Consider the following 19,756-nt stretch of genomic DNA (forward strand, 5'->3'; position numbering starts at 1 on the left):
CGCCTTTACGGTTGTCTGCTAGATGACCAAAGAGACCATACACACTGGGTATTGAGCAATATGGCCTCATTCGTTAAGCTTCTATTAAATACTTTAATTCCAATAGGTTTAGTTATAAATTAACAATAGCCTGCTATTCTGTCAATGTCAATCCTAGGGAGACACACTCTTGCGCAGATGTCTCTGCTCCAGATAGTCTAGTAAGTCCCGTCCCATTCGTCCTTCAAACCATTTTGCATGACCCACCAAGAAGCTGTCGTAGGCCAAATCAGCGTTGTTAACTGATCTCACAATGCCCGCAAAATAATCAATCTCAGACAGCGCGAATTCAGCATGCACCAGAGGAAGCATAGCCACGAGCGCCGCCGACTCGACATCGCTTAAGGGGCGAACCGATTCATAACCTACCAACAAGGCCTCCAGCTGTTCGTAGTGCACGAGGTCGTCCCGCCCATTGTCATCCATATCGAGCCATTCAATCGTATTGCGCTCGATCGCCGTAGCAAGATCGTAAACCGCATTGGTACGGTCAGCGAGACCAAAATCAAGAATGGATTCGACTCCTGATGCCCCATCCCGGTCGCTCCATAGCAAATTCGACGCATGCCAATCATTATGTGTCCACATTGGACGTAAATCGCCTAACATCGGGGCAAGGCGAGCATGCAAGGGCAGGAAGATCGTCTCAACGTCCCGCTCCCAGGAGCGGTTCTTGAGATAATCCGACAGCGCCCCACGCTTAGCGATATACACTGCAATCTCCTCAAGTGGATTCGCAGATGCAAAGATCGAAAAGCTGGATACCAGTGCTCGAACCGCTCGCGCCGGAGCATCAAAGCTTTTTGCTGCCAGATGAAGCCGCGCAAGAGCTTCACCAGCGGCATAGGCATGTGCTTCTTCAAGGAAGGGGCTCCATGAGATGGCATCCCGGTACAAGTCCGTTCCCTTTGATAGATGGTGAACTTCGTAAGTCCATTCATCCATCTCATAGGCTGTTAGACCGTCCAATCCCACGACGACTTCACTTGTCGGAATACCTTGGCTTCGCAGATGCCCAATGAAGCGATGCTCCTCGATTAGCCCCTCTGCATCCCTTACAGAATGATGATGTCTTTTGATAAACACCCGCTCGGCAGCCGTAATCGCAATTGTGGCACTGGAGAAAGGCCGGGGACTATGCCAAGCAAGTGCCGAAGCTTCACCTAATCCGGGATAGCGGCGTAGAAGCCGGTTGGTCTCTTCTAAGGTAATCGGCGCCCAATCCGGACGAACAAGCGTCGTTCCCATGCCGTGAGCTTGTATATCTGTCACATTTTTTTGTTCGGTCATTGCTCATCCCTCCTGCGACAGAAAGGAATTCGTGTAGGCTGTCTTCCAGCCATTCCGATCATGTACAATTCCGTGATTCGCCAGCCACTCCGCATACGGTTCGAGCAACTCGGTCCGCTGTACACCCCAGGCTCCGTCATGCAGCCATGTGCTAGCGATAAGGGGCAGCGAACGCTCAACAAGTGAAGTTGGAAAATAAGGAATAATTCGCTCATAGATGGGCACAGCCAAGAGCGGATCGACCGCTAACGCCCGGTACCCTTTTTCCGTAGCCGCCAGAAACGCTCGAACAGCTTCAGGATCACGACGAGTCGCCTCCTCCTGTGTCCCTAATAGATAGCTGTGGTAGGGCGGTGCCCCGATCTCATCTACAGGCCATACAATTCGCTCCTCCTCCGGAACCTCGGTGTCCATTAGAATCTCCCAGGCCCAATAGCTCCCGAAGGTGGCGTCCGCCTCGCCCGCAGCAATGGCATCCGGTGTCAGCTCACGTGATCCACTATCGACCACGATGATCGTGTCCGGATCTCCGCCATCGACGCTAACCAGCTGCCGGATCATCGCGAGTCCTCGTGGTGTAGGATTCATGGCCACCCGCTTCCCGCTCAGATCTGCTGGGCGTGTAATTCCAGTTGCACGCACGGTCTGTACGGTTTCCATTCCCCTATGGTTGATCGCGGCAACCCCCACAACGACCGGCTGCTTCTCTCTTTGCACGAGCAGCCTATTACTAGGAAATATACCGAAATCGGCTTCCCCTCTCGCAAGATAGGCAAGTGTGTCTCCCCGTTCGGGGTCGTACAACGTAAACTCCACATCGAGCCCGACCTCTTTGTACCAGCCCTTCTCTCTTGCGTAGTAGAAGCCCGCTGAATTCGTCCACGGATAAAAATATTCTAGCATTACCTTCAAGTGCTTCATCAGTTCAACATCCTTTTCGTTAAGGTCTGTAGGCAGCCGCTGTTATTGGGGAAGAAACTCGTTCGTAAAAGCTTTCTCTACATCTAATTTCTGCGAGATAAGCCCATTATTCTGCAAAAATTGCGCATAGGCGCTCCATACCTCTGGCTTCATCTGCCCCCAACTTGGTGCATCGGCAATATACTGAGCAGCCAGATACTTCTGACTCTCTACAGCCAGCGTTTTATCAATCTCCGGCGCGTACTTCAATAGAATTTGTGCGCTTTCCTCAGGATGAGCGATGGCGTATTGGTAGCCCTCCTCGGTCGCCTTCAGAAACTTGCGGATCTTATCAGGATGCTTCGTAATCGTCTTATTCCCCGTTATTAGAATAGGTGTGTAATAGTCCAGCGCAGGATCGAGCTCCCGTGCCGGGATATAGGTCAAATCGATGCCCCTGGTCTTAGCTTCAATTCCTGTCCAGCCTTCGAAAATCCATGTAAAATCCACGTTTTTCTGCGTAGCAGCAAAGAAGTCATCGCTCCCTAGATTGACGAGCTTAAGCTTGCTGTAGTCCGCTCCGTTCTCCTCCATGACGGCTTTGAGAATCGCTTCCTCTGAAGGAGAACCCCAGCCACCGTACACCTTGCCCTCAAAATCCTTCACGCTTTGAATGTTTTTGCTCTTTGGCGCGGCGAAGCCCGAGGTGTTGTGCTGGATAATGGTCGCGATCGCCTTAATTGGCAGTGGATCCTTACCCGTTAAGGCATACGTCACATCCTCCTGATAGCTGACGCCAAAGTCACCCTTGCCTGCTGCTATCAGAGTTGCGGTTGTTCCCTCAGAGGGCTGCAGGATTTCTACGTCCAAGCCTTCCGTCTTGTAATAGCCTTTTTCCAAGGCTACATATAGACCGGTGTGATTCGTATTGGGAGTCCAATCCAGAATGACGCTGGCTGATTCCAGCTTTGTTCCTTGTCCTTGCTCCTCCGTGCTGCTTCCACACCCGGCCAGCATAGCTACGGACATTGCGCCGAGAATAAGTAAAGTTGAAAGGCTTCTTCTCATCATCAATCGTTCCTTTCTCGTCAAATCTTGCTCCAGTAAATAAATTCTATTCCTATCGAATTACAATGATATAAAAAAATAATAACCCTCCATGTAACTGGAGGGTCAAGCGTTTTATTCTCTTTTATGCAAGTATAGTAGAAGGTTATTCAAGAAACTGATCATTTTCCTATCTGAATTCAGACTACACGGGAGGATTTAACATGCACTATGCTCTAATCGATTGGGATAATACGATACACCGTGGTTATACCATATATGGGCTAGCCGGCCATCTGCTCGCCAAAGGGCTTGTCTCTCCTGGCTTGCTCCATACCTTCAAGGAACTCGAGACTCTCTATCAGACAAAAGCAATCACGTACGCGGTCTATACGGAGCGAACTTGCGAATCGTTTGCGCAGGAGCTGGCCGGTCGCTCGGCTGCCGAATACAGGAGCGCTGTGCAAGCTTTCCTTCCAATCGACGAGCCTGCTATTTTTGAAAGCGCCTATCCCTTATTCGATCTGTTAAAAAAGTATGGTGTAGCTATCTATTTCGTAAGCGGCGCTCCCTTCGATGTGCTGGAGGCCTACGCGGAGCGGTTTGGCATTCGTGGTGTTTTCGCCTTTGAGCTGGAAATTGAGAACCACATCCTAACAGGCAAAGTAGTCTGCAATTACGGTGTAAACAAGGATCGCATCCTGCACCATCCGCTTTTCAAAACTCCCCATGCCACTCACCTTCTAAGTATGGGAGATGCAGTAGCGGACATTCCCTTGCTCAATAACAGTCTCCTATCTATTGTGGTCGGAGAACAGCACTTGGCATTACGAGATGGACTAGAGGTCATGAACTATACCGAAAAGCCCTGGAATCTACAATGGCTGGAAGAGAAAATCATGAGCTGGACGGCCGCCCACCCCCGATGATTACGAGGCCCACAAACAGTCCCATGAAATGGACAGCTACCTAAAGCCAAGTTGACTAAAATATGCGCAGCTTATACGGCGGCGAAAGTAATAAAAAAGCAACCTTGCCATATTCGAGGCCACTGAAGAACTTAAGCTTTTTGGGACAGCGAAAAGAATGAATTGAAAGATGCCCCGCTATTCCATTTTCCAGGAATAACAGGGCATCTTTTCAATGATATAAAGGCCTGTTTACACGCAGTTCTTTATGGCCTTACGCAACAGCGAGAAGTTAGTCAAATACCGTTGCTTCCGAGTAGTGGATGTTGGGATAGGCTTTCAGCAGATCTTCTACAGAATCCCCAACTTTAATTCCTGCAGCGGTTGAATACTTATTCGTTCTTATCTCAAGATCTTCAATCCACAAGTTGGATTTTGTCATTCCCAATAAGGATAGGGTAAGTCCACGTAATCAAGAGAAGTGCTATACATATCTTCAAAGGTATCCGCGCCTTCGCCCAACTGGCTTGCAGGCTTCATGCGCTTTGGTTTCCCTAATAGTTTAATAGCTCTTTTTTCGTTAATCACTTATCTTTTTAATAGGAAGATCATCTTTCTGAAATTTAGATAAATTATTTTTATAACCGCCATGAGGGTGTATAAACGGAGGATGAAATAAACGTAAAAAAAGACCGGCATACGGCTCGCAAACTACCAATTGAGAATTGTCCATTATCTATAGCTTACAGTGATGCTGGAGCCCCGCTTGTTGATTCGCTGTTGATTTAGCAACAACACAAAATACGTTGTTGACTTCTTGTCTGCATATATAGGAGAGATCCGAGCGTTGATTCCGTGTTGACTTCTAGGCATAAAAAATACAGAGCAACGGCGTCATTTCCGCCATGCTCTGTATCCAAAGTGTAAATACTGATATGGTTTTTTCGGTCTTTACTCGTCTCCGGTGGCTATCGGGTTGTCGGGGTACGAAATCCAATCACTCCAGCTGTCGGATTGGCTGCTTGAATGCTACTCAGGAAACATCGAGATATATCTACTACACCATCCCCCCCAAATAACTACCCTGTGCCTCGTTCCCTGGGTGTTATCCCCCATAAGCAACGACTCCGCATTACCATTTTCTTGTTTCCCATCCCTTTTGGCTGTCTTCCCGAAACCTTTGCACCCACAGCTCGGAAACATCGTCAGCAAGTTTATCATACGACGGTGGGGATATTTTAATGCTTTCTAATGGGATATTAAGAAACTCCAAAACTCGCATAACGGTTCCCTCGTAGTCTAGAATAAAGTCCTCGTAGACAATCGTCAGTGGTACGATACCAGACTCGGAGAAGAAATCTTCGATCGCAGCTTCACACATCGTACTCTCGATAATCAGGTGGTTTATAGCGTCATAGTTGTATTTATCCGCTATGTCATGCTCCTGGGGTTTTTCGCCGTAGTTGCGGTGCCATTCGCCGGAGACGATCGCGCGCCACCACGACACGGCCAATCTGACTTTATTTCGACGCGTCATATAGATATGTTTATTGCAATTTGGAAATGCAGTACTCCACACCTCGGCTCTCGAAGTATCTTGCGGGAGTTCGAACATCGCGCGGAATGCATCGATCCATCTTTGTTCGAAATTTATTTTCAACCCAAAAACACCGTTTGGCGTTGTCCCGAGCCGCCACAATTGTTCAAGATCTTCAAGTTTCAAAGTTGCCGGATCTTGATACTGAAAATGTAGCCATTCGCAGGGGTCACCCGCCACCCCTGTTGAAGCAAGTGCTTTATTAAGCAGGGTACTTCCCGTGCGTTGCGAAAACCAGATCGTATAACTTTGTTTAGGTTGATCCAATGCATATCCCTTCTCTCTACCCTGACTTTATAGCGAACTTTTTGATTATGAAATTAACAATTACCTGCATACATTTCTCTATGGATTCATTTTCCGTGTCTATAGTGAGTTCAGGTTGAATCGGTGTTTCATAGGTGGCATCGATTCCTGTGAAATCTCGCAATTCTCCTTGTCTGGCTTTTAGATAAAGTCCTTTAGGATCACGTTGTTCACAAGTTTCTACGGAGCATTTTACATAGACTTCCGCAAATTCCTTTGAATTAAAACGCAGTCTGGTCTTAGATCTAACTTCTCTTGAGGGCGAGATCATCGGGACAAGAACGATAAAACCGACATTTAAAAACATGACTGCGACTTCTGCAGCGCGTCGTAAATTTTCCCTACGATCATCTTCTGAAAATCCAAGGTCCTGGTTTAATCCTGCCCTAAGCTGATCCCCGTCGATGACAACGCATTGGACTCCACGATTGAACAGTTCTTTCTCGACATAATGACTAAGCGTTGTTTTTCCTGAACCAGGCAACCCGGTGAACCAGACGACTCCACCCTTATGTCCGTTCAGATGTTCTATGACCTTTTTTTGGATAAACACCGCCCCCCTTACTTGAATAATTATGTAAACAGTAGTAATGAAGGTAATTTTATAAAATTTAACAGCTTAATTCTATGCAATAAACAGTTTGGAATTATTCTATACATAAAAAAGTCACATCAGATACTGATCTAATGTGACTTCGTAATACTCTAATTCAACTTTGTATAAACAATTTTCTTAACACTATCGCAGGAAAGAAAAAACTGTTGCGAAAGTTGATCAATCGTTGTACCCTCTGAAAATTTCTGGCGAATATTATGGTTTCTTTGATTCATATATTTTCTGCTACCGGAATTTACGCCCCATCCCTTTCGTATTCCTTTAGGTTTAGGAACGTAAATCATGACACCATTAATATATTTCTGTACTTCCTTTAATAATTTCTCTGGTAAGATAATGTCAGCATTAACGTATTTCATGATAACTCTACTCCTTAAAATATTATTTATTTCAAGGTAGCAAAGTCTCAATATAAACCGATTTCACCAATTAAGGTTTTAGGCGGTCTTAACTTATCAGCTCTATACAAACAACCGCCGTTGTTTATAGTGTAGACTTTGCATAGAGCTTATTCTCAACTTCGATATCATACATAGCTTTTGGTTCACCTCCCTAGCAAGATGAAAAACTCAACATTGCTAATATAGCATAGGATTTCCCATTTCGCCTCCCCTTTAACTTAACATCTTTGAGATCTCCAATGAGTCTTAGTTGTAAGTAAATATGCGTAAAAAGTGATCCGAGAGGATGTTGTAAATAAATTCGTTCTCACTCGACTGTTGACTTTATGTTGGATGGTGGCAGCGTACACTTGAATTGTTGACTTCTTTACGGGCAAGAACCAGAGAAAAGCATTAAAGCCGGGATTGTCATTTCATAATAGGTGACTATCCCGGCCCTTCGTATGTTTGTACAGGCACATTCTGATGAATACGAGCGAACGTTTGATTCGACCCGCTTTGCAAGTATTTTCAAGGCCAGCTCGTTGACTCCGTGTTGACTCGGAATCTCTCGAAGACCTGTACAGGTCATCTTGCGCCACAATGCTCTATATTCCAACTTCACAGACTGTTATTTGTTATTCGGTTCTTCTTCTTCCCCCACCGCCACCGGATTCCCCGCATAGCTAATCCAATCGCTCCAGCTATAGAATTTATTTGTGATATGGTTCACCATATCACTCTGACGGCAAATACGTTCCGAGGTGCGAAGCCATTTCTCTCAAGTTAACTGACTCGATCGAGAAAGCTACGGTTCCATTGCCAACCATGGCACAAAGTAAAGACCCAAAGTTTGTCTGATATTATTACAACAGTAAATTTTACAATTATATAAGTTTTAGCTTTAGATTATAGTCATATCATTCTATTCTATTGATATCTAAATACATTTTAAAACTATCGCTATTTAAAAAATCCCCATAGTCCATATTCAATTTACTCATTTCCTTCTTATAGTCATCATAATACATTCCTTCATTGTTTAGCTCTACTAAGAAGTTCATATGGTCCGTTAGAATTTTATTTATATTCTGAGATATATCTTTGTTAAAAAGCAGTTTTGACTCTCTAAGTAGAGATAATATTTCAAAATTCAACTCAGAAAATTCTTCTATTTCTAGTTGTGGTTCTTTCTTTAGTATAGAAGTAGTTTTTTGTATATTTCCCAATTTTCTATAAAACTCAAATCTATACTGATATTGAGATAACTTATTTGCATTTGATGCTATATCAGCTTGCTTATTGTATGTAAGATACTGTGCGATACCCACGACAATCAACGCAATTGAAAATACACTTGTTACTATAATATTGATTATTTCTATAGACATACGTCTATTTCCATTTTTATTATCTTTAATAGTTGATTCCATCTCCGAATCATTTCGAGAAGCAATAGCTGGTGTTGTCATCGTTTCAAGTGCATTAACTTCAACTTCTTTGGTTTCTTTTTCTACTACATTGTGAATATTCATAAAACACCTCAATTCTTGACGTTGACTATCTTTGACTAAATCGAATTTATACCATTTTTTAGTTGAAGTCAAATTTCAACAAATAGACGTTCCTATTTCAAATTTCGCCTTATTAATGATATTTAAATGTTGACTTTTCGTTGATTTGCTCCAAATAATCTTCATTTGTTGATTCAATTATATATCATCGTTCGAGGAACATTGAATATGTTATAAAACAACAAAAGTATGAGAATACATTCAGTTCAGTCACGATGTAAACATTTTCTGAAGCCAATTGTTGACTCCGTGTTGACTTCGATTAATAAAAAATACAGAGCAACGGCATAACACTAGCCCTGCTCTGTATTCGTCTTCGCACACTATTACGCGCATTTCCGCATTTATTCTTCCCCCGTCGCTACCGGATTCCCCCCATATGAAATCCAATCGCTCCAACTCCCCGCATACAGCTTCACATTCTTGAAGCCTGCGGCTTCCAACGCAAACACGTTCGGGCAAGCCGTAACGCCCGATCCGCAGTAGACGATAATCTCATCGTCCTGCGATATCCCATCGAAGCGCGCCCGCTGCTCCTCACCCGACAACCAAGTACCATCCGGCGCCAAGCCGTCCTTCCAGAAGTGATTGATCGCGCCAGGAATATGACCCGCTACAGGGTCGATCGGCTCTACCTCTCCGCGGTAACGAGGCGCTTCCCGTGAATCAATCAAGACTACACCGTTTGTGCCAAGACGGCTGCGAACCTCATCAGCACTCACAACAAGCTCCTCATTCACATGAGGCACAAATTCACTAGATGCCACTTCCGTCTGCAAGTTGCTTACTGGGTAACCAGCAGTCTGCCATGCAGCAAAGCCGCCATCCAGAATCGAGGCACCTCCATCATGACCGAGCCAGCGCAGTAGCCAAACCAGACGCGCCGCCATTGCACCGCCTTGCTCATCATAGGCAACCACATGCGTGCCGTTACTTATCCCCGCATGCCCAAGAGCTGCAGCAAGTGCAGTCGGTTCAGGCAATGGATGCCTTCCTCCCTTGCGATCTTCACGCTTAGGCGCGGACAGCTCCCGCTCCAAGTCCAGATAAACGGCTCCTTCAATATGCCCATCCGCATAAGCTTTCTCACCAGCTAATGCATCACTTAGCAGAAACCGACAATCTACGATACGCACAGAATCGGCCCCATCATTCTGGTACTTAACCAGCCACTCCGGTGTCACATACAAATTATTTATACTCATCCACAATACCCCTCTCAGGCATAGGCTAACGATCTACTGATCATTTTACCATGCCTGCCCAGCCCGCTAAAAGCAAAGCTTCTTCCTTCTACTTCGCAATTATGCCCATCCGCATATTGAAGGATAGACTCAGCCGGACTCACTATGGAATCAGCGATGGCACTGGAAGGAATACTATACACATGAACCACGGTTAGCTGTGCAGCTGAACTGTGCTTACTACCTTGTTTTCACCCGATGACGGCACTGCCTCAAACACATCTTCCCAAATTGGAAAATAGATTGTCTAACTGTACCTATCCGGCAGGTTCTTCTGCTATAATAGGCGTTATCTCAACTTCCTTCCCAGCCTATGATTCCCCCACTAGGAGGCAACACCTGCATGACCATACCGCCCATTGCCAGCACAGAAATATTCACGGTAACTGCACTATCCCCAGAATTAGCTGCAATGCTTTGTACTTGGCGCTATGACCCACCATTTGATTTCTACAATTGGTCGTCTTGGGAAGTGATGCTGCAGCTTGGCATTGAATTTGGCGATGAGTATATTCGGGACAAGCAGTATGCCGCCGTTCTTGATCAAAAGGGTACATTTGTGGGATTTGCCCAGTTCTTCCCCCTGCTTGATGTTACTCGGATTGGGCTTGGCCTGCGACCAGATTTATGCGGCAACGGTCTTGGACTTCCTATGGTGAAGGCAATCGTATCCGAAGCACTCCGCCGTTCCCCAAGCGATGAAATCGACCTTGAGGTCCACGTGTGGAATCTTCGAGCGATCCGAACCTATGAACAAGCGGATTTTATAATCACAGATACCTATCCCAAAAGAACAGCAGATGGACTCGTAGATGTCCACTGCATGACCTATACACCCCAGCCCCCAGCTGAGCAATTAAATGAAAGCTTTAATCCCTAATTTAATGCGAAAAGCCCACCTCCACGCATAATCTGCGCAGAATGGGCTTTATTTGGTGGTATCTCTTCTTTAATGCTTCATTTAGTACGTATCCACATGTTGCTCCTCCAGCCAAGTACGGATATTGGAGATCAAGTTTCCTGGATATGTATAATGATATATGTTTGCTACTTCGGTAGATAACCGACTGAATAACTCAAAAGAAACGAGCAGTGCTTTCCAACTATTGTTCTGATCGTATCCCCCGAATGTGTGCTTCAAATCAGCTGCTATATCTTTGTCAGCCCATTTATTGATAAATTTCCCTGCATGCCAAGTATCGTAGGTATCCCCGTGCAAGGCTTTTGCATGCCACTCAATCATCTGCAGCATTAACTGCTTACAATCCTGATCCCTTTGGTTGACTACCCACATTTCACCGCGCAAAATTTGTTTACCCACATACATACAGGCAAATCCAAACATATTTACGATCTGCAAAAAAGCATCTTGGGTAATAGGATTACTCTGAGGGGCAATTGTCATTCTCGGTACTAATTGTTGTCCCCTCCCCGTCTTGTCGAGAAGAATCTTGGCACCTCGCTGAAAGCCCTGAGGAATCTGATCATGTTCGATTAGGTGTTCAAGATCAGCAATAGGACGGAATAAAAAGTCAACTTGCAATCCTTTTTCAAAAAGAACGAGTTTTTCTGGATCCCCTCCAGCAGTTCGAAACACAAAACTTGTCCAAACCTTTCCGATATCTAGTAACCACTCGTCATTTTGAAAATAGTAATCTGGATTAGTTGAGAAGATAACGACATCTAAATCGGAGAACTCGTCAAACGGCTTATCTTCTCTAGCTCTTGACCCAACGATGTAGATCGCAATGATCTCATTGTTACATAGGCCCCAGTTAGATATACGCTCTTCAAGCATCTTATACATATCTATCATCATTATCCTTCCTCCGCTTACATTGGATTCCGACCCCTAACAAGGTAATCGTATTATATAATATATACCCTTACTTCCGCCTAGGGATGTATTTTATCATCGGTATAGACTCACAACTTTTTGCTTTCTGCATGAATATTTATCGCAATCGAGCGACTAAATGAATGCAAAAAGCCCACCTTTCAACGCATGATCTGCGCAGGGCGGACTTTATTTAGGTATGTATAAGTAACCCTTCATGAATGCTCCCCCTCGGGGTCCGTCATATCTAGGAATAGAATCCCATCCTTGCCGATCGGCACCGAGATTGTTCGAATGCGATCCAATGAATCGAGATCCGTGTATGTCCGTGATACCGCAGCACGTCGTTTCCATTCGAGCTCGACCGAGAGCGGGATGAAATACGGACGCCAGCTCCAGTTATGTCCGCGGAAAGCATTTTCCCGATACCAAACGGCTCCTTCTTCACGGCGGTAATTAGCTGAACACTGAATGCCATCTTCACAGCACATATATACTCTTATATAAGAAGCTTCAAGCCCTGGCAGAATCTGCTCGATAAAATCATTGCCAGCCTCGGCTAGGTTACAGTTACTATAATTCTCCTGCCAAGCCGCATCCACCATGCACCGCAGCTTCTCCGCTTCAGCGCTCCAATACCGTTCTTCCTGAATCATCCGGGAACGTCGTTTGTTCAGGCCCGCTTCAATGAGACCTGCAAAGCAGGAGGATGGCCGGAACTCCGGTTCCGCCTTAGCGAACAAGAATCCCTGCACATATCTCGCACCAATCTCAATTGCACGCTGCAGCTCCAATTCCGTCTCGACCCCCTCCACTAGCAAGGAGGAGCCAATTTGCTCAGCTAAAGTCGAGAATGAGCGTAATACCCCGTAATAACCGCTATGTTGTTCACTCTTCTGGAGCATATGAATATCGATTTTGAGAATATGGGGCTGGATCTGAGCTATGCGGTCCATATTACTGAACCCACTTCCCACATCATCAATCGCAATTAAGCAGCCTTGCTGCCGGTACACATCCACAACGGAGCGAAGCTGCTCCATTGGCTCTAAGAAAGATTCTTCTGTTATTTCAATCACGACATTCCGCGGGTCAATAGCATATTTATCGAGCAGTCGCAGTGTGGGCAGTTCACCCGTCTCCGCGTAGGTTTGATAGATCCAGGAAGGCTTCAGATTAATAAAAAGCTTCCCTTGACCACCCGCAGCGTCTCCTCCAGCGAACTTAGCAAGCGCTTGCTCCCGAAGCAGCCTATCCACACGAATTTGCTCCGACATCGGTACTCGCTTATCTCCGAAAAAGGGCCCCAGACTTTGCACACCTTGGTTTGTCCGAATGCGTCCGAGCGCCTCATATCCCATGATTCGCCTAGTGTCTAACGCAAGAATCGGCTGGAAATAAGGAACAAGCTGACTATCCAGCCCCTCATCTACGGACCATACCATCCGATAGGCTTCTGTCATAGGTGTTCACCCCGCGTCATGGTAATGTGAGATTTAGTAACATTTACTACTATCACTCATTGTAGAATAGTGTCGAATCGTTGTAAAGATGTTATTAGACACTACTTTCCCATGAAAGAACGGTAAACATCATTATACTGATCGGCCGACTTCATATCGAGCTCCGTTAATCCTCCCGCACTCCAAGTGGTTAGTCTGAGCGTAACCTTCTTGAAGTCAATTCCGATGAAAGGATGATGATTGAGCGCCTCAGCAATATCCGCTACTTTACCTACAAAAGCAATCGCATCCGTGAATGCAGCGAATCGATAGCTTCCCTGCATCCATTTGTCATCGTCGCGTATCCAACCCTCGATAGCTGCAATTCGCTCATCAGCAGCTGCAAGCGACATTTTTTCCATTCGGCTCAAGCGTCATTCTCCTTCCTTGGAACAGGCTTAAATTAAGCGGATGATCCGGCTTTCCTTATGATCAACCGACACTTCAATGCAATGATGCTTAGGTCTATACGTAACCGTGCCTGTGCCAACCGCAATGACCGGATCTTCACCCAGCGCGTAGAAGACATCGTCAGCGAGAACCTCCATTAATTCTTTGTGCTGCCCCTCATCGAGTTCTTCCCAATCTGCTGTCTCCATCTCAAAAAATATATACCCATCACCGATGGAACCGATTGCATCCGCTAGCTCCCCAACAATCTCCGTATACTCTCTGCCATGCTTGACACCCATTATTATCTCCGCCTTTCTCGATATAGCTAACTCTTACTTCCATTCTACACCAATTAGTATGAATATTAAGCGTGCCCTCGCACAAAAGATTGAATTTGCTCTAATCTATAGCCTTTTTTTGACGATAATAAATATAGAGGTTTGTCGAAAATCTGTTTATTTTGTCAGTCAGACACATACGTCTGTCCTCGACATTTTACTATTTTGGAACAACTACGCGGACGAACCGCAAAGTTTCTCCAAACCAATCATTATAGACGAGGTGTGTGTCATGGAAAAATCTACTATTATTGGCATCGGACTTGGACTCATTGCCGTGCTGCTCGGTATGACGTTAAAAGGGGCTCCGATCAGCAATCTAGCCAACCCAGCTGCATTCACGATCATCATCGTTGGTACTGCTGCCTCACTCTTCATCGGGTTTCCGTTGTCGGAATTAAAGAAGTTCCCCAAGCTTATCAAAATGATTTTCGTTGCTCAAGTCTTACTGCCTCGTGAAGAACTTATTAAAATGTTTATGGAATGGGCAACCATTACACGTCGTGAAGGCTTACTTGCGCTTGAAGCGAATGTAGATGATATTGAAGACCTTTTCCTTCGCAACGGTATGCGGATGATCATTGATGGCAACGACCACGATCTAGTTCGCGACGTACTGCTTGAGGATATTTCCGCTACGGAAGAACGTCACCGTGGTGGTGCGCTTATTTTCTCACAAGCCGGAATGTACGCCCCAACGCTAGGGGTTCTAGGTGCCGTTATCGGTCTAATTGCAGCACTTGCTGATATGAGTGATATGGCGAAGCTCTCTCATGCGATCGGAGCTGCCTTCATTGCAACCCTCCTTGGTATTTTTACCGGATATGTATTGTGGCATCCCATCGCCAATAAGCTCAAGCGCTTATCCAAACGGGAGATTGAACTGCGTCTAATGATGGTTGAAGGTTTGCTATCCATTCAATCTGGTGTATCCACGATTGCGATTAATCAGAAACTATCCGTCTTCCTAACACCAACGGAGCGATTGAAAATGAACGAGAAGGGAGCGGAGGGCATTGAGCAAAAAGCATAAGAGTGAGCACCACGAAGAACATGCCGACGAATCGTGGCTTATCCCTTACGCCGATTTGCTGACCCTGCTGCTAGCCCTCTTTATCGTGTTGTTTGCGATGAGCACAACCGATTCTAAGAAGTTCGAAGAAATGAGTAAAGCGTTCAATATCGCCTTCAACAGTGGTTCAGGTGTTCTGGATAACACGACTATCGTGACGACTGGTGAGCAGATGAGCAAGGAAAGAGAGAATAACCGCCAGCCTTCTAAAGAAGATCTAACCAAGGAACAGCTTCAAGCGGCTATGAAGCAAGAACAAGAAGATCTAGAGAAGCTGAAGAAGCAGATCGATAATTATATCAAGACAGCCGGCCTGACCACACAGCTTGAAACGAAGCTGAATCAATCCCAGCTTATGATTACAATTAGCGATAACGCACTCTTCCCATCAGGCAGCGCTCAGATTAAACCAGAAGCACGCTCACTTGCCTTGACAATCGCAACGATGTTGAACAAGTATCCCGGCTACGAGATTGTTGTATCCGGCCATACCGACAATGAGCCGATTTCTACGGCTGAATTTGAATCCAACTGGGATTTGAGCTCGTCACGTGCGATTCGTTTCATGGATATTCTACTCTCCAGCAAGAAGCTTGATCCTAAGTTATTCAGTGCCATCGGTTATGGTGAATATCGTCCTGTTGATTCCAATGCAAACGCTCTGGGCCGTTCCAAGAACCGCCGTGTTGAGGTTTCGATCATTCGCAAATTTACCGATCCAGATAAATCGCAGAATATCCCAGCAACACCAAAATGAAATTACTTATTCCAATAAGAAGAAGCTTGCAGCACCGTTATTAGCGGCAGTACAAGCTTCCTCCCTCAAAAAAACCAACGCTGCCGCTGATTTGTCGGCTGCCGTTGGTTTTTTATTTCCTGGGAAACGTATCTCTTCTGACCTAAGGTGCGTTAAATAATACGTAATACTCAGTGGCTATCCAATAGATCGAATAGCTCCTTAAGCTCATTAGTTGTCAAATCACGCCATTTGCCGTTACCTAGACTTCCAAGATGGATATTCATGATCCGCACCCGACGAAGTCGTCTTACATTGTAGCCAAAAGTGGAGCACATTCGACGAATCTGTCTGTTCTTACCTTCGGTCAACGTAATTCGAAATACCCGGTCTCCTTCCTTGATAACCTTACAAGGGAGCGTCATACTGCCAAGAATACGGACTCCTTCACTAAGTGCCTTTAAGAACCGAGGTGTAACAGGGCGATCCACCGTCACGATATATTCCTTCTCATGCTTCCCTTCAGCACGCAAAATCCGGTTCACGATATCACCATCATTGGTGAGCAGAATGAGACCTTCGGAATCCTTATCCAACCGCCCGATCGGGAAGATCCGCTCCGGATGATTAATATAATCGACGATATTCCCTTCGACCTGAGCTTCCGTTGTACTCGTTATCCCGACAGGCTTATGAAGAGCAATATAGACATGCTCCTTCTGCTCACCAATCCGAATATGATCCACCCGCACGTCGTCCCCAAGCTCTGCCTGGCTTCCGAGCTCTGCGAGCTTCCCATTAATCGTAATACGCCCCGACTCCACAAGCTTATCTGCTTCTCGCCTTGAGCAATAGCCCGTTTCACTTATAAACTTGTTAATTCTCAATGCTCCATTCACCCCGCACTATTTCCCTTATGTTTGTACCGCAGCAGCAGCAGCAGCCGCTTCTGCAATCTCACTATTCTCGTAGATTCGCACAGGCCCATCCTTGCCCAGCAGCCTTTTGGTAAAAGCCGCAGCTCTCATACCACTTGCGACTTGCTTATCCTTTATCGGTCGATACACCCGCAAGGGACCTATCGTAACGACCCTCAACAATGGACTTAACCAGATTGCGATTTTCTCGCCCAGACGAAATTCCTTCCGTTTGCCAAGCAGTAAGGACGGACGAAGAATATGCAGCTCCTCAAGCGAGATGGAAGTAAGCTTTTCTTCCATTTCCCCCTTTACTCGACTGTAAAAGATCGATGAGGACGCTTTTGCACCCATAGCGGACACAATAATCATTTTAATGACACCATGCTCCTTAGCCCACTTAGCAAGCCGTACAGGATACTCGTAATCCACTTTGCGGAACGCTTCCTGCGACTTGGCTTTCTTAATCGTTGTACCCAGCGTACAGAATACCAGATCGACGTGAACGTCAGCAAGTGACTGCTCCATCTCATCCAAATCCGCAACGATCACATGCAACTTCTTAGCCCGGGACCCTGTTCCTGCTTGGAAGAGAGGCCTACGCACGAGTACGGTTAGCTCTGTGCAGCACTCATCCGCCAGCAGCTGCTGTGTAAGCGCTTGGCCTACTAATCCAGTGGCACCTACTAACAGAACGCGATATCCCGCTTCATTCACGCTATGCGTACGCATGATCAACCGCCCCTTTTGATCTATTGTACATGATTTGCCTAATTAGCGCTCGTCGTCCGCTCCGTCCCTATTCAGGGGGAGCGTTATGGTTACTATTGTGCCAACGTCAACAATACTTTTAATATCCATCGTCCCTTGATGACTTTGAATAATTCGCTGGCTTACCATAATTCCAAGTCCGGTGCCCGTATCCTTATCCGTGAAGAATGGATCACCGAGCTTTGGAATCATCTCTTCGGGAATGCCGATTCCTTCATCCGTGATGCAGACACAAACGTCCTTCATGCCATACCGAGAAACCTCAACTCGAATTTGTCCACCCTGTGGCATCGCTTCTATAGCATTCTTGAGTACATTAATGAACACTTGCTTCAGTTGATTCTCTTCACATGAAATCCGGCATTCCTCATGACCAAACAGCGGCTCAAATACAATATTGCACAGATGAGCCTGACTATCGAGTAATGAAATGACATCCCCCAAGATGAACCGAATATCCTTCTCCTCGAACCGGGTTGCTTGCGGCTTCGCCAAAATAAGAAACTCACCCACAATTAAATTAATCCGATCCAACTCTGTGAGCATGATATCCACATGTCGTGTATTCAATTTGGTTGTTTCTAATTGCAGCTGAAGGAAGCCTCGCAATGTAGTAAGCGGATTGCGAATTTCATGCGCCACGCCTGCGGCCAATTGGCCGACGGTCGTCAGCTTCTCGGATCGGCGCAGCAGCTCCTCCATCTTGTTGCGGCTCGTCATATCACGTGTAATACTTGCGATTGCTCGTATCGCCCCATTTTTATCTCGTATTGGAGATGTCGTCACACTGACCGATATCAACTCTCCCCGCATTGTCACGCGCTCTGTCTCACGTGCCTTCAGCGGCTTCCCAGATTTTAATTGTTCCATCGTCTGCTGCTCTTCCATATGTAGATGATCTGGCACAAGCGGCAGGACTTGACCGATTGCCTCCTCCGAACTATAGCCGAATAATTGTTCGAACGCATGGTTCACCTGCGTAATCCGACCTTCAAGATCAACAACATGTATCGCATCTGTAGTATGATTAATGAACGACTCCAGGTACTCTTTCATCGAACGATTTTCTTCAAAAGCCAGCTTAAGCTTCGTCATATAGATACCGAGATTTTTGGACATCGCATTTACTCGCTGCGCCAGCTGTCCCAGTTCATCCTTGCGTTTCACTTCAATAGAATTATCGAACCGTCCGAATGAAACCTCGTTTACCTTCCAAAGAATAAACCGCACAGGACGCAGCAAAATATCCGATAGCCAATAGCTGCAGAATACAACGATAATAAGCAGAATAGCGGATATAAAGATCTGATTATTCCGCTGCTTATCGATCAGTGTTATTAGAGGCTGTTTATCACTCACAAGCCCAATTACGTAAGGAACCTTCCCATGAATCGGGACGAAGCTTTTAATAATCGGTCTATTATTTATAGACATGTAGCGGAATATAGCTTTGCCTTCAGCAGCTTCTCTGACGCTTTTGACATCCAGGTTCGGTACACGATAGTTGTAGCTGCCAAAGGGAACAGGATAATCGAGCAGCTGATCAGTTGAAGCTATCTTAGGAATAAAGGTAATCGTCTTCTTACCGAAGGTCTGGGGATTAAATCCGCTTATTTCGAGAAGATTCGGATTATCCATAAGCTTCTGCGATAAGAATGAGGTTACATCAAAATTTGTCCGATCCTTCAAAATTTGTTCATTCTCTAGAAAGCAGCTGATAATGTAGTTTGGATCCAGCCCTTTATAGAAGCTCCATTGTTCATCGATTAGACGATCCGTCAGTTCGTACTGTGCTGGCCCCATCCAGAAGCTTTCCCCTTGGTTATTAACTGGTGTTATTCTCCCCACCTCGGTTGGTTTAGATGAGGAAACTGTGGTATAGTCACTGCCACTTGGTGTTAATAAGGAGATATGAGTAACTCCAATCTCTTTGGCGATTTCCGCCAGTTTCGCCGAAGTCACGGTGTCCGAGCGACCCCCGTTGAGCTTCAAAGAAGCAAGCACGGAAGCTGCCTTGAGTCTCTCACTAATCGCAACTTGAGTAAGCTCTTCTTCTGTGGAATATTGAATAACAGAATTTGCGATCTGCTGACTAATATGAACCATTTCGGCTTCCATATTTACTTTGAGGTTGACCCGTGTCGAATATTCGTTCAAAATCATATTAAGCACAAGTAGAACAAAAACGATGAAAGAAATCATAAAGGATAACTTGGTCTTGACCGACAATATGCGACACACCCTTCACGCAACTTGTGGACATCTTATTGGATCATATCATAATTATAT

20 protein-coding genes are annotated in these 19,756 nt (G+C 45.6%); 4 read left to right on the forward strand and 16 right to left on the reverse strand.

The genetic code is table 11. The features are described 5' to 3' along the window. Positions 1 to 153: 153 nt before the first annotated feature. Genes EKN16_RS22870 through EKN16_RS22880 form a run of 3 tightly spaced genes read right to left on the reverse strand, consistent with a single transcriptional unit; the run spans position 154 to position 3,300 of the window. A complete protein-coding gene (locus EKN16_RS22870; protein WP_125662667.1) occupies positions 154 to 1,329 on the reverse strand; it encodes a phosphotransferase enzyme family protein in 1,176 nt (391 codons plus the stop codon). Positions 1,330 to 1,332: 3 nt separating this feature from the next. Next, complete coding sequence (locus EKN16_RS22875) at positions 1,333 to 2,250, reverse strand: ABC transporter substrate-binding protein (RefSeq protein WP_125662670.1); 918 nt, start codon at positions 2,248 to 2,250, stop codon at positions 1,333 to 1,335. Between the two features lie 42 nt (positions 2,251 to 2,292). Next, positions 2,293 to 3,300 (reverse strand): ABC transporter substrate-binding protein, encoded by a 1,008-nt coding sequence (locus EKN16_RS22880; protein ID WP_125662673.1) that lies wholly within the window; start codon positions 3,298 to 3,300, stop codon positions 2,293 to 2,295. A gap of 200 nt (positions 3,301 to 3,500) precedes the next feature. Between EKN16_RS22880 and EKN16_RS22885 the strand changes: the two genes are divergently transcribed. Further along, positions 3,501 to 4,205, forward strand: a complete 705-nt coding sequence (locus tag EKN16_RS22885) for an HAD family hydrolase (protein ID WP_125662676.1) — start codon at positions 3,501 to 3,503, stop codon at positions 4,203 to 4,205. A gap of 271 nt (positions 4,206 to 4,476) precedes the next feature. On the opposite strand, the gene EKN16_RS32440 is transcribed toward EKN16_RS22885, so the two are convergent. From EKN16_RS32440 to EKN16_RS22910, 6 genes are all read right to left on the reverse strand, one after another. Beyond that, on the reverse strand, positions 4,477 to 4,626 hold the full coding sequence (locus EKN16_RS32440; protein ID WP_164522954.1) for a hypothetical protein: 150 nt from the start codon (positions 4,624 to 4,626) through the stop codon (positions 4,477 to 4,479). A gap of 690 nt (positions 4,627 to 5,316) precedes the next feature. Further along, on the reverse strand, positions 5,317 to 6,048 hold the full coding sequence (locus EKN16_RS22890) for a Stf0 family sulfotransferase (RefSeq protein WP_125662679.1): 732 nt from the start codon (positions 6,046 to 6,048) through the stop codon (positions 5,317 to 5,319). Between the two features lie 16 nt (positions 6,049 to 6,064). Beyond that, complete coding sequence (cysC, locus tag EKN16_RS22895; RefSeq protein ID WP_232015953.1) at positions 6,065 to 6,640, reverse strand: adenylyl-sulfate kinase; 576 nt, start codon at positions 6,638 to 6,640, stop codon at positions 6,065 to 6,067. Positions 6,641 to 6,792: 152 nt separating this feature from the next. Beyond that, entirely contained in the window at positions 6,793 to 7,062 is a 270-nt protein-coding gene (locus EKN16_RS22900; protein WP_125662684.1) for a CD3324 family protein, read from the reverse strand. Positions 7,063 to 8,003: 941 nt separating this feature from the next. Beyond that, positions 8,004 to 8,690 carry a hypothetical protein gene (locus EKN16_RS22905; RefSeq protein ID WP_125662687.1) on the reverse strand — a complete coding sequence of 229 codons (687 nt, stop codon included), beginning with the start codon at positions 8,688 to 8,690 and terminating at the stop codon, positions 8,004 to 8,006. 311 nt (positions 8,691 to 9,001) lie between these two features. After that, positions 9,002 to 9,862 carry a sulfurtransferase gene (locus tag EKN16_RS22910; RefSeq protein WP_179955562.1) on the reverse strand — a complete coding sequence of 287 codons (861 nt, stop codon included), beginning with the start codon at positions 9,860 to 9,862 and terminating at the stop codon, positions 9,002 to 9,004. Between the two features lie 382 nt (positions 9,863 to 10,244). Here EKN16_RS22910 and EKN16_RS22915 point away from each other — a divergent pair, with 382 nt between their 5' ends. Next, positions 10,245 to 10,781: a GNAT family N-acetyltransferase gene (locus EKN16_RS22915; RefSeq protein WP_125662690.1), complete on the forward strand. Its 537-nt coding sequence runs from the start codon at positions 10,245 to 10,247 to the stop codon at positions 10,779 to 10,781. Between the two features lie 81 nt (positions 10,782 to 10,862). Here EKN16_RS22915 and EKN16_RS22920 read toward each other — a convergent pair whose 3' ends face one another. The 4 genes from EKN16_RS22920 to EKN16_RS22935 all read right to left on the reverse strand — a co-directional run bounded on the left by EKN16_RS22920 (position 10,863) and on the right by EKN16_RS22935 (position 13,932). Further along, a complete protein-coding gene (locus tag EKN16_RS22920) occupies positions 10,863 to 11,720 on the reverse strand; it encodes an aminoglycoside 6-adenylyltransferase (protein ID WP_125662693.1) in 858 nt (285 codons plus the stop codon). Positions 11,721 to 11,953: 233 nt separating this feature from the next. Then, positions 11,954 to 13,201, reverse strand: coding sequence for an EAL domain-containing protein (locus EKN16_RS22925; protein WP_125662696.1), 1,248 nt, complete (start codon positions 13,199 to 13,201; stop codon positions 11,954 to 11,956). A 101-nt stretch (positions 13,202 to 13,302) separates the two neighbouring features. Continuing rightward, on the reverse strand, positions 13,303 to 13,602 hold the full coding sequence (locus tag EKN16_RS22930) for a 4a-hydroxytetrahydrobiopterin dehydratase (protein WP_125666559.1): 300 nt from the start codon (positions 13,600 to 13,602) through the stop codon (positions 13,303 to 13,305). A gap of 36 nt (positions 13,603 to 13,638) precedes the next feature. Beyond that, positions 13,639 to 13,932, reverse strand: a complete 294-nt coding sequence (locus EKN16_RS22935) for a hypothetical protein (protein WP_125662699.1) — start codon at positions 13,930 to 13,932, stop codon at positions 13,639 to 13,641. A gap of 271 nt (positions 13,933 to 14,203) precedes the next feature. On the opposite strand from EKN16_RS22935, the gene motA reads away from it, so the two are divergent. After that, a complete protein-coding gene (gene motA, locus EKN16_RS22940) occupies positions 14,204 to 15,004 on the forward strand; it encodes a flagellar motor stator protein MotA (RefSeq protein WP_125662702.1) in 801 nt (266 codons plus the stop codon). Then, complete coding sequence (gene motB, locus EKN16_RS22945; protein WP_125662705.1) at positions 14,988 to 15,800, forward strand: flagellar motor protein MotB; 813 nt, start codon at positions 14,988 to 14,990, stop codon at positions 15,798 to 15,800. Before motA ends, motB begins: the two co-directional genes overlap by 17 nt. Positions 15,801 to 15,970: 170 nt before the next feature. Here the strand turns inward: motB and rluF are convergent, their stop codons facing one another. The 3 genes from rluF to EKN16_RS22960 are packed head-to-tail and all read right to left on the reverse strand — an operon-like array spanning position 15,971 to position 19,696. Then, complete coding sequence (gene rluF, locus EKN16_RS22950) at positions 15,971 to 16,666, reverse strand: 23S rRNA pseudouridine(2604) synthase RluF (protein WP_125662708.1); 696 nt, start codon at positions 16,664 to 16,666, stop codon at positions 15,971 to 15,973. A gap of 27 nt (positions 16,667 to 16,693) precedes the next feature. Next, the gene (locus tag EKN16_RS22955; RefSeq protein WP_125662711.1) at positions 16,694 to 17,428 is read right to left on the reverse strand and encodes an NAD(P)H-binding protein; all 735 of its coding nucleotides are present in this window, start codon (positions 17,426 to 17,428) and stop codon (positions 16,694 to 16,696) included. A gap of 42 nt (positions 17,429 to 17,470) precedes the next feature. Beyond that, positions 17,471 to 19,696 carry a PAS domain S-box protein gene (locus EKN16_RS22960; RefSeq protein ID WP_125662715.1) on the reverse strand — a complete coding sequence of 742 codons (2,226 nt, stop codon included), beginning with the start codon at positions 19,694 to 19,696 and terminating at the stop codon, positions 17,471 to 17,473. Positions 19,697 to 19,756: the final 60 nt, after the last annotated feature.

Origin of the sequence: Paenibacillus baekrokdamisoli (genome assembly GCF_003945345.1) — a bacterium.
Taxonomy (GTDB): Bacteria; Bacillota; Bacilli; order Paenibacillales; family Paenibacillaceae; genus Paenibacillus_Z; species Paenibacillus_Z baekrokdamisoli.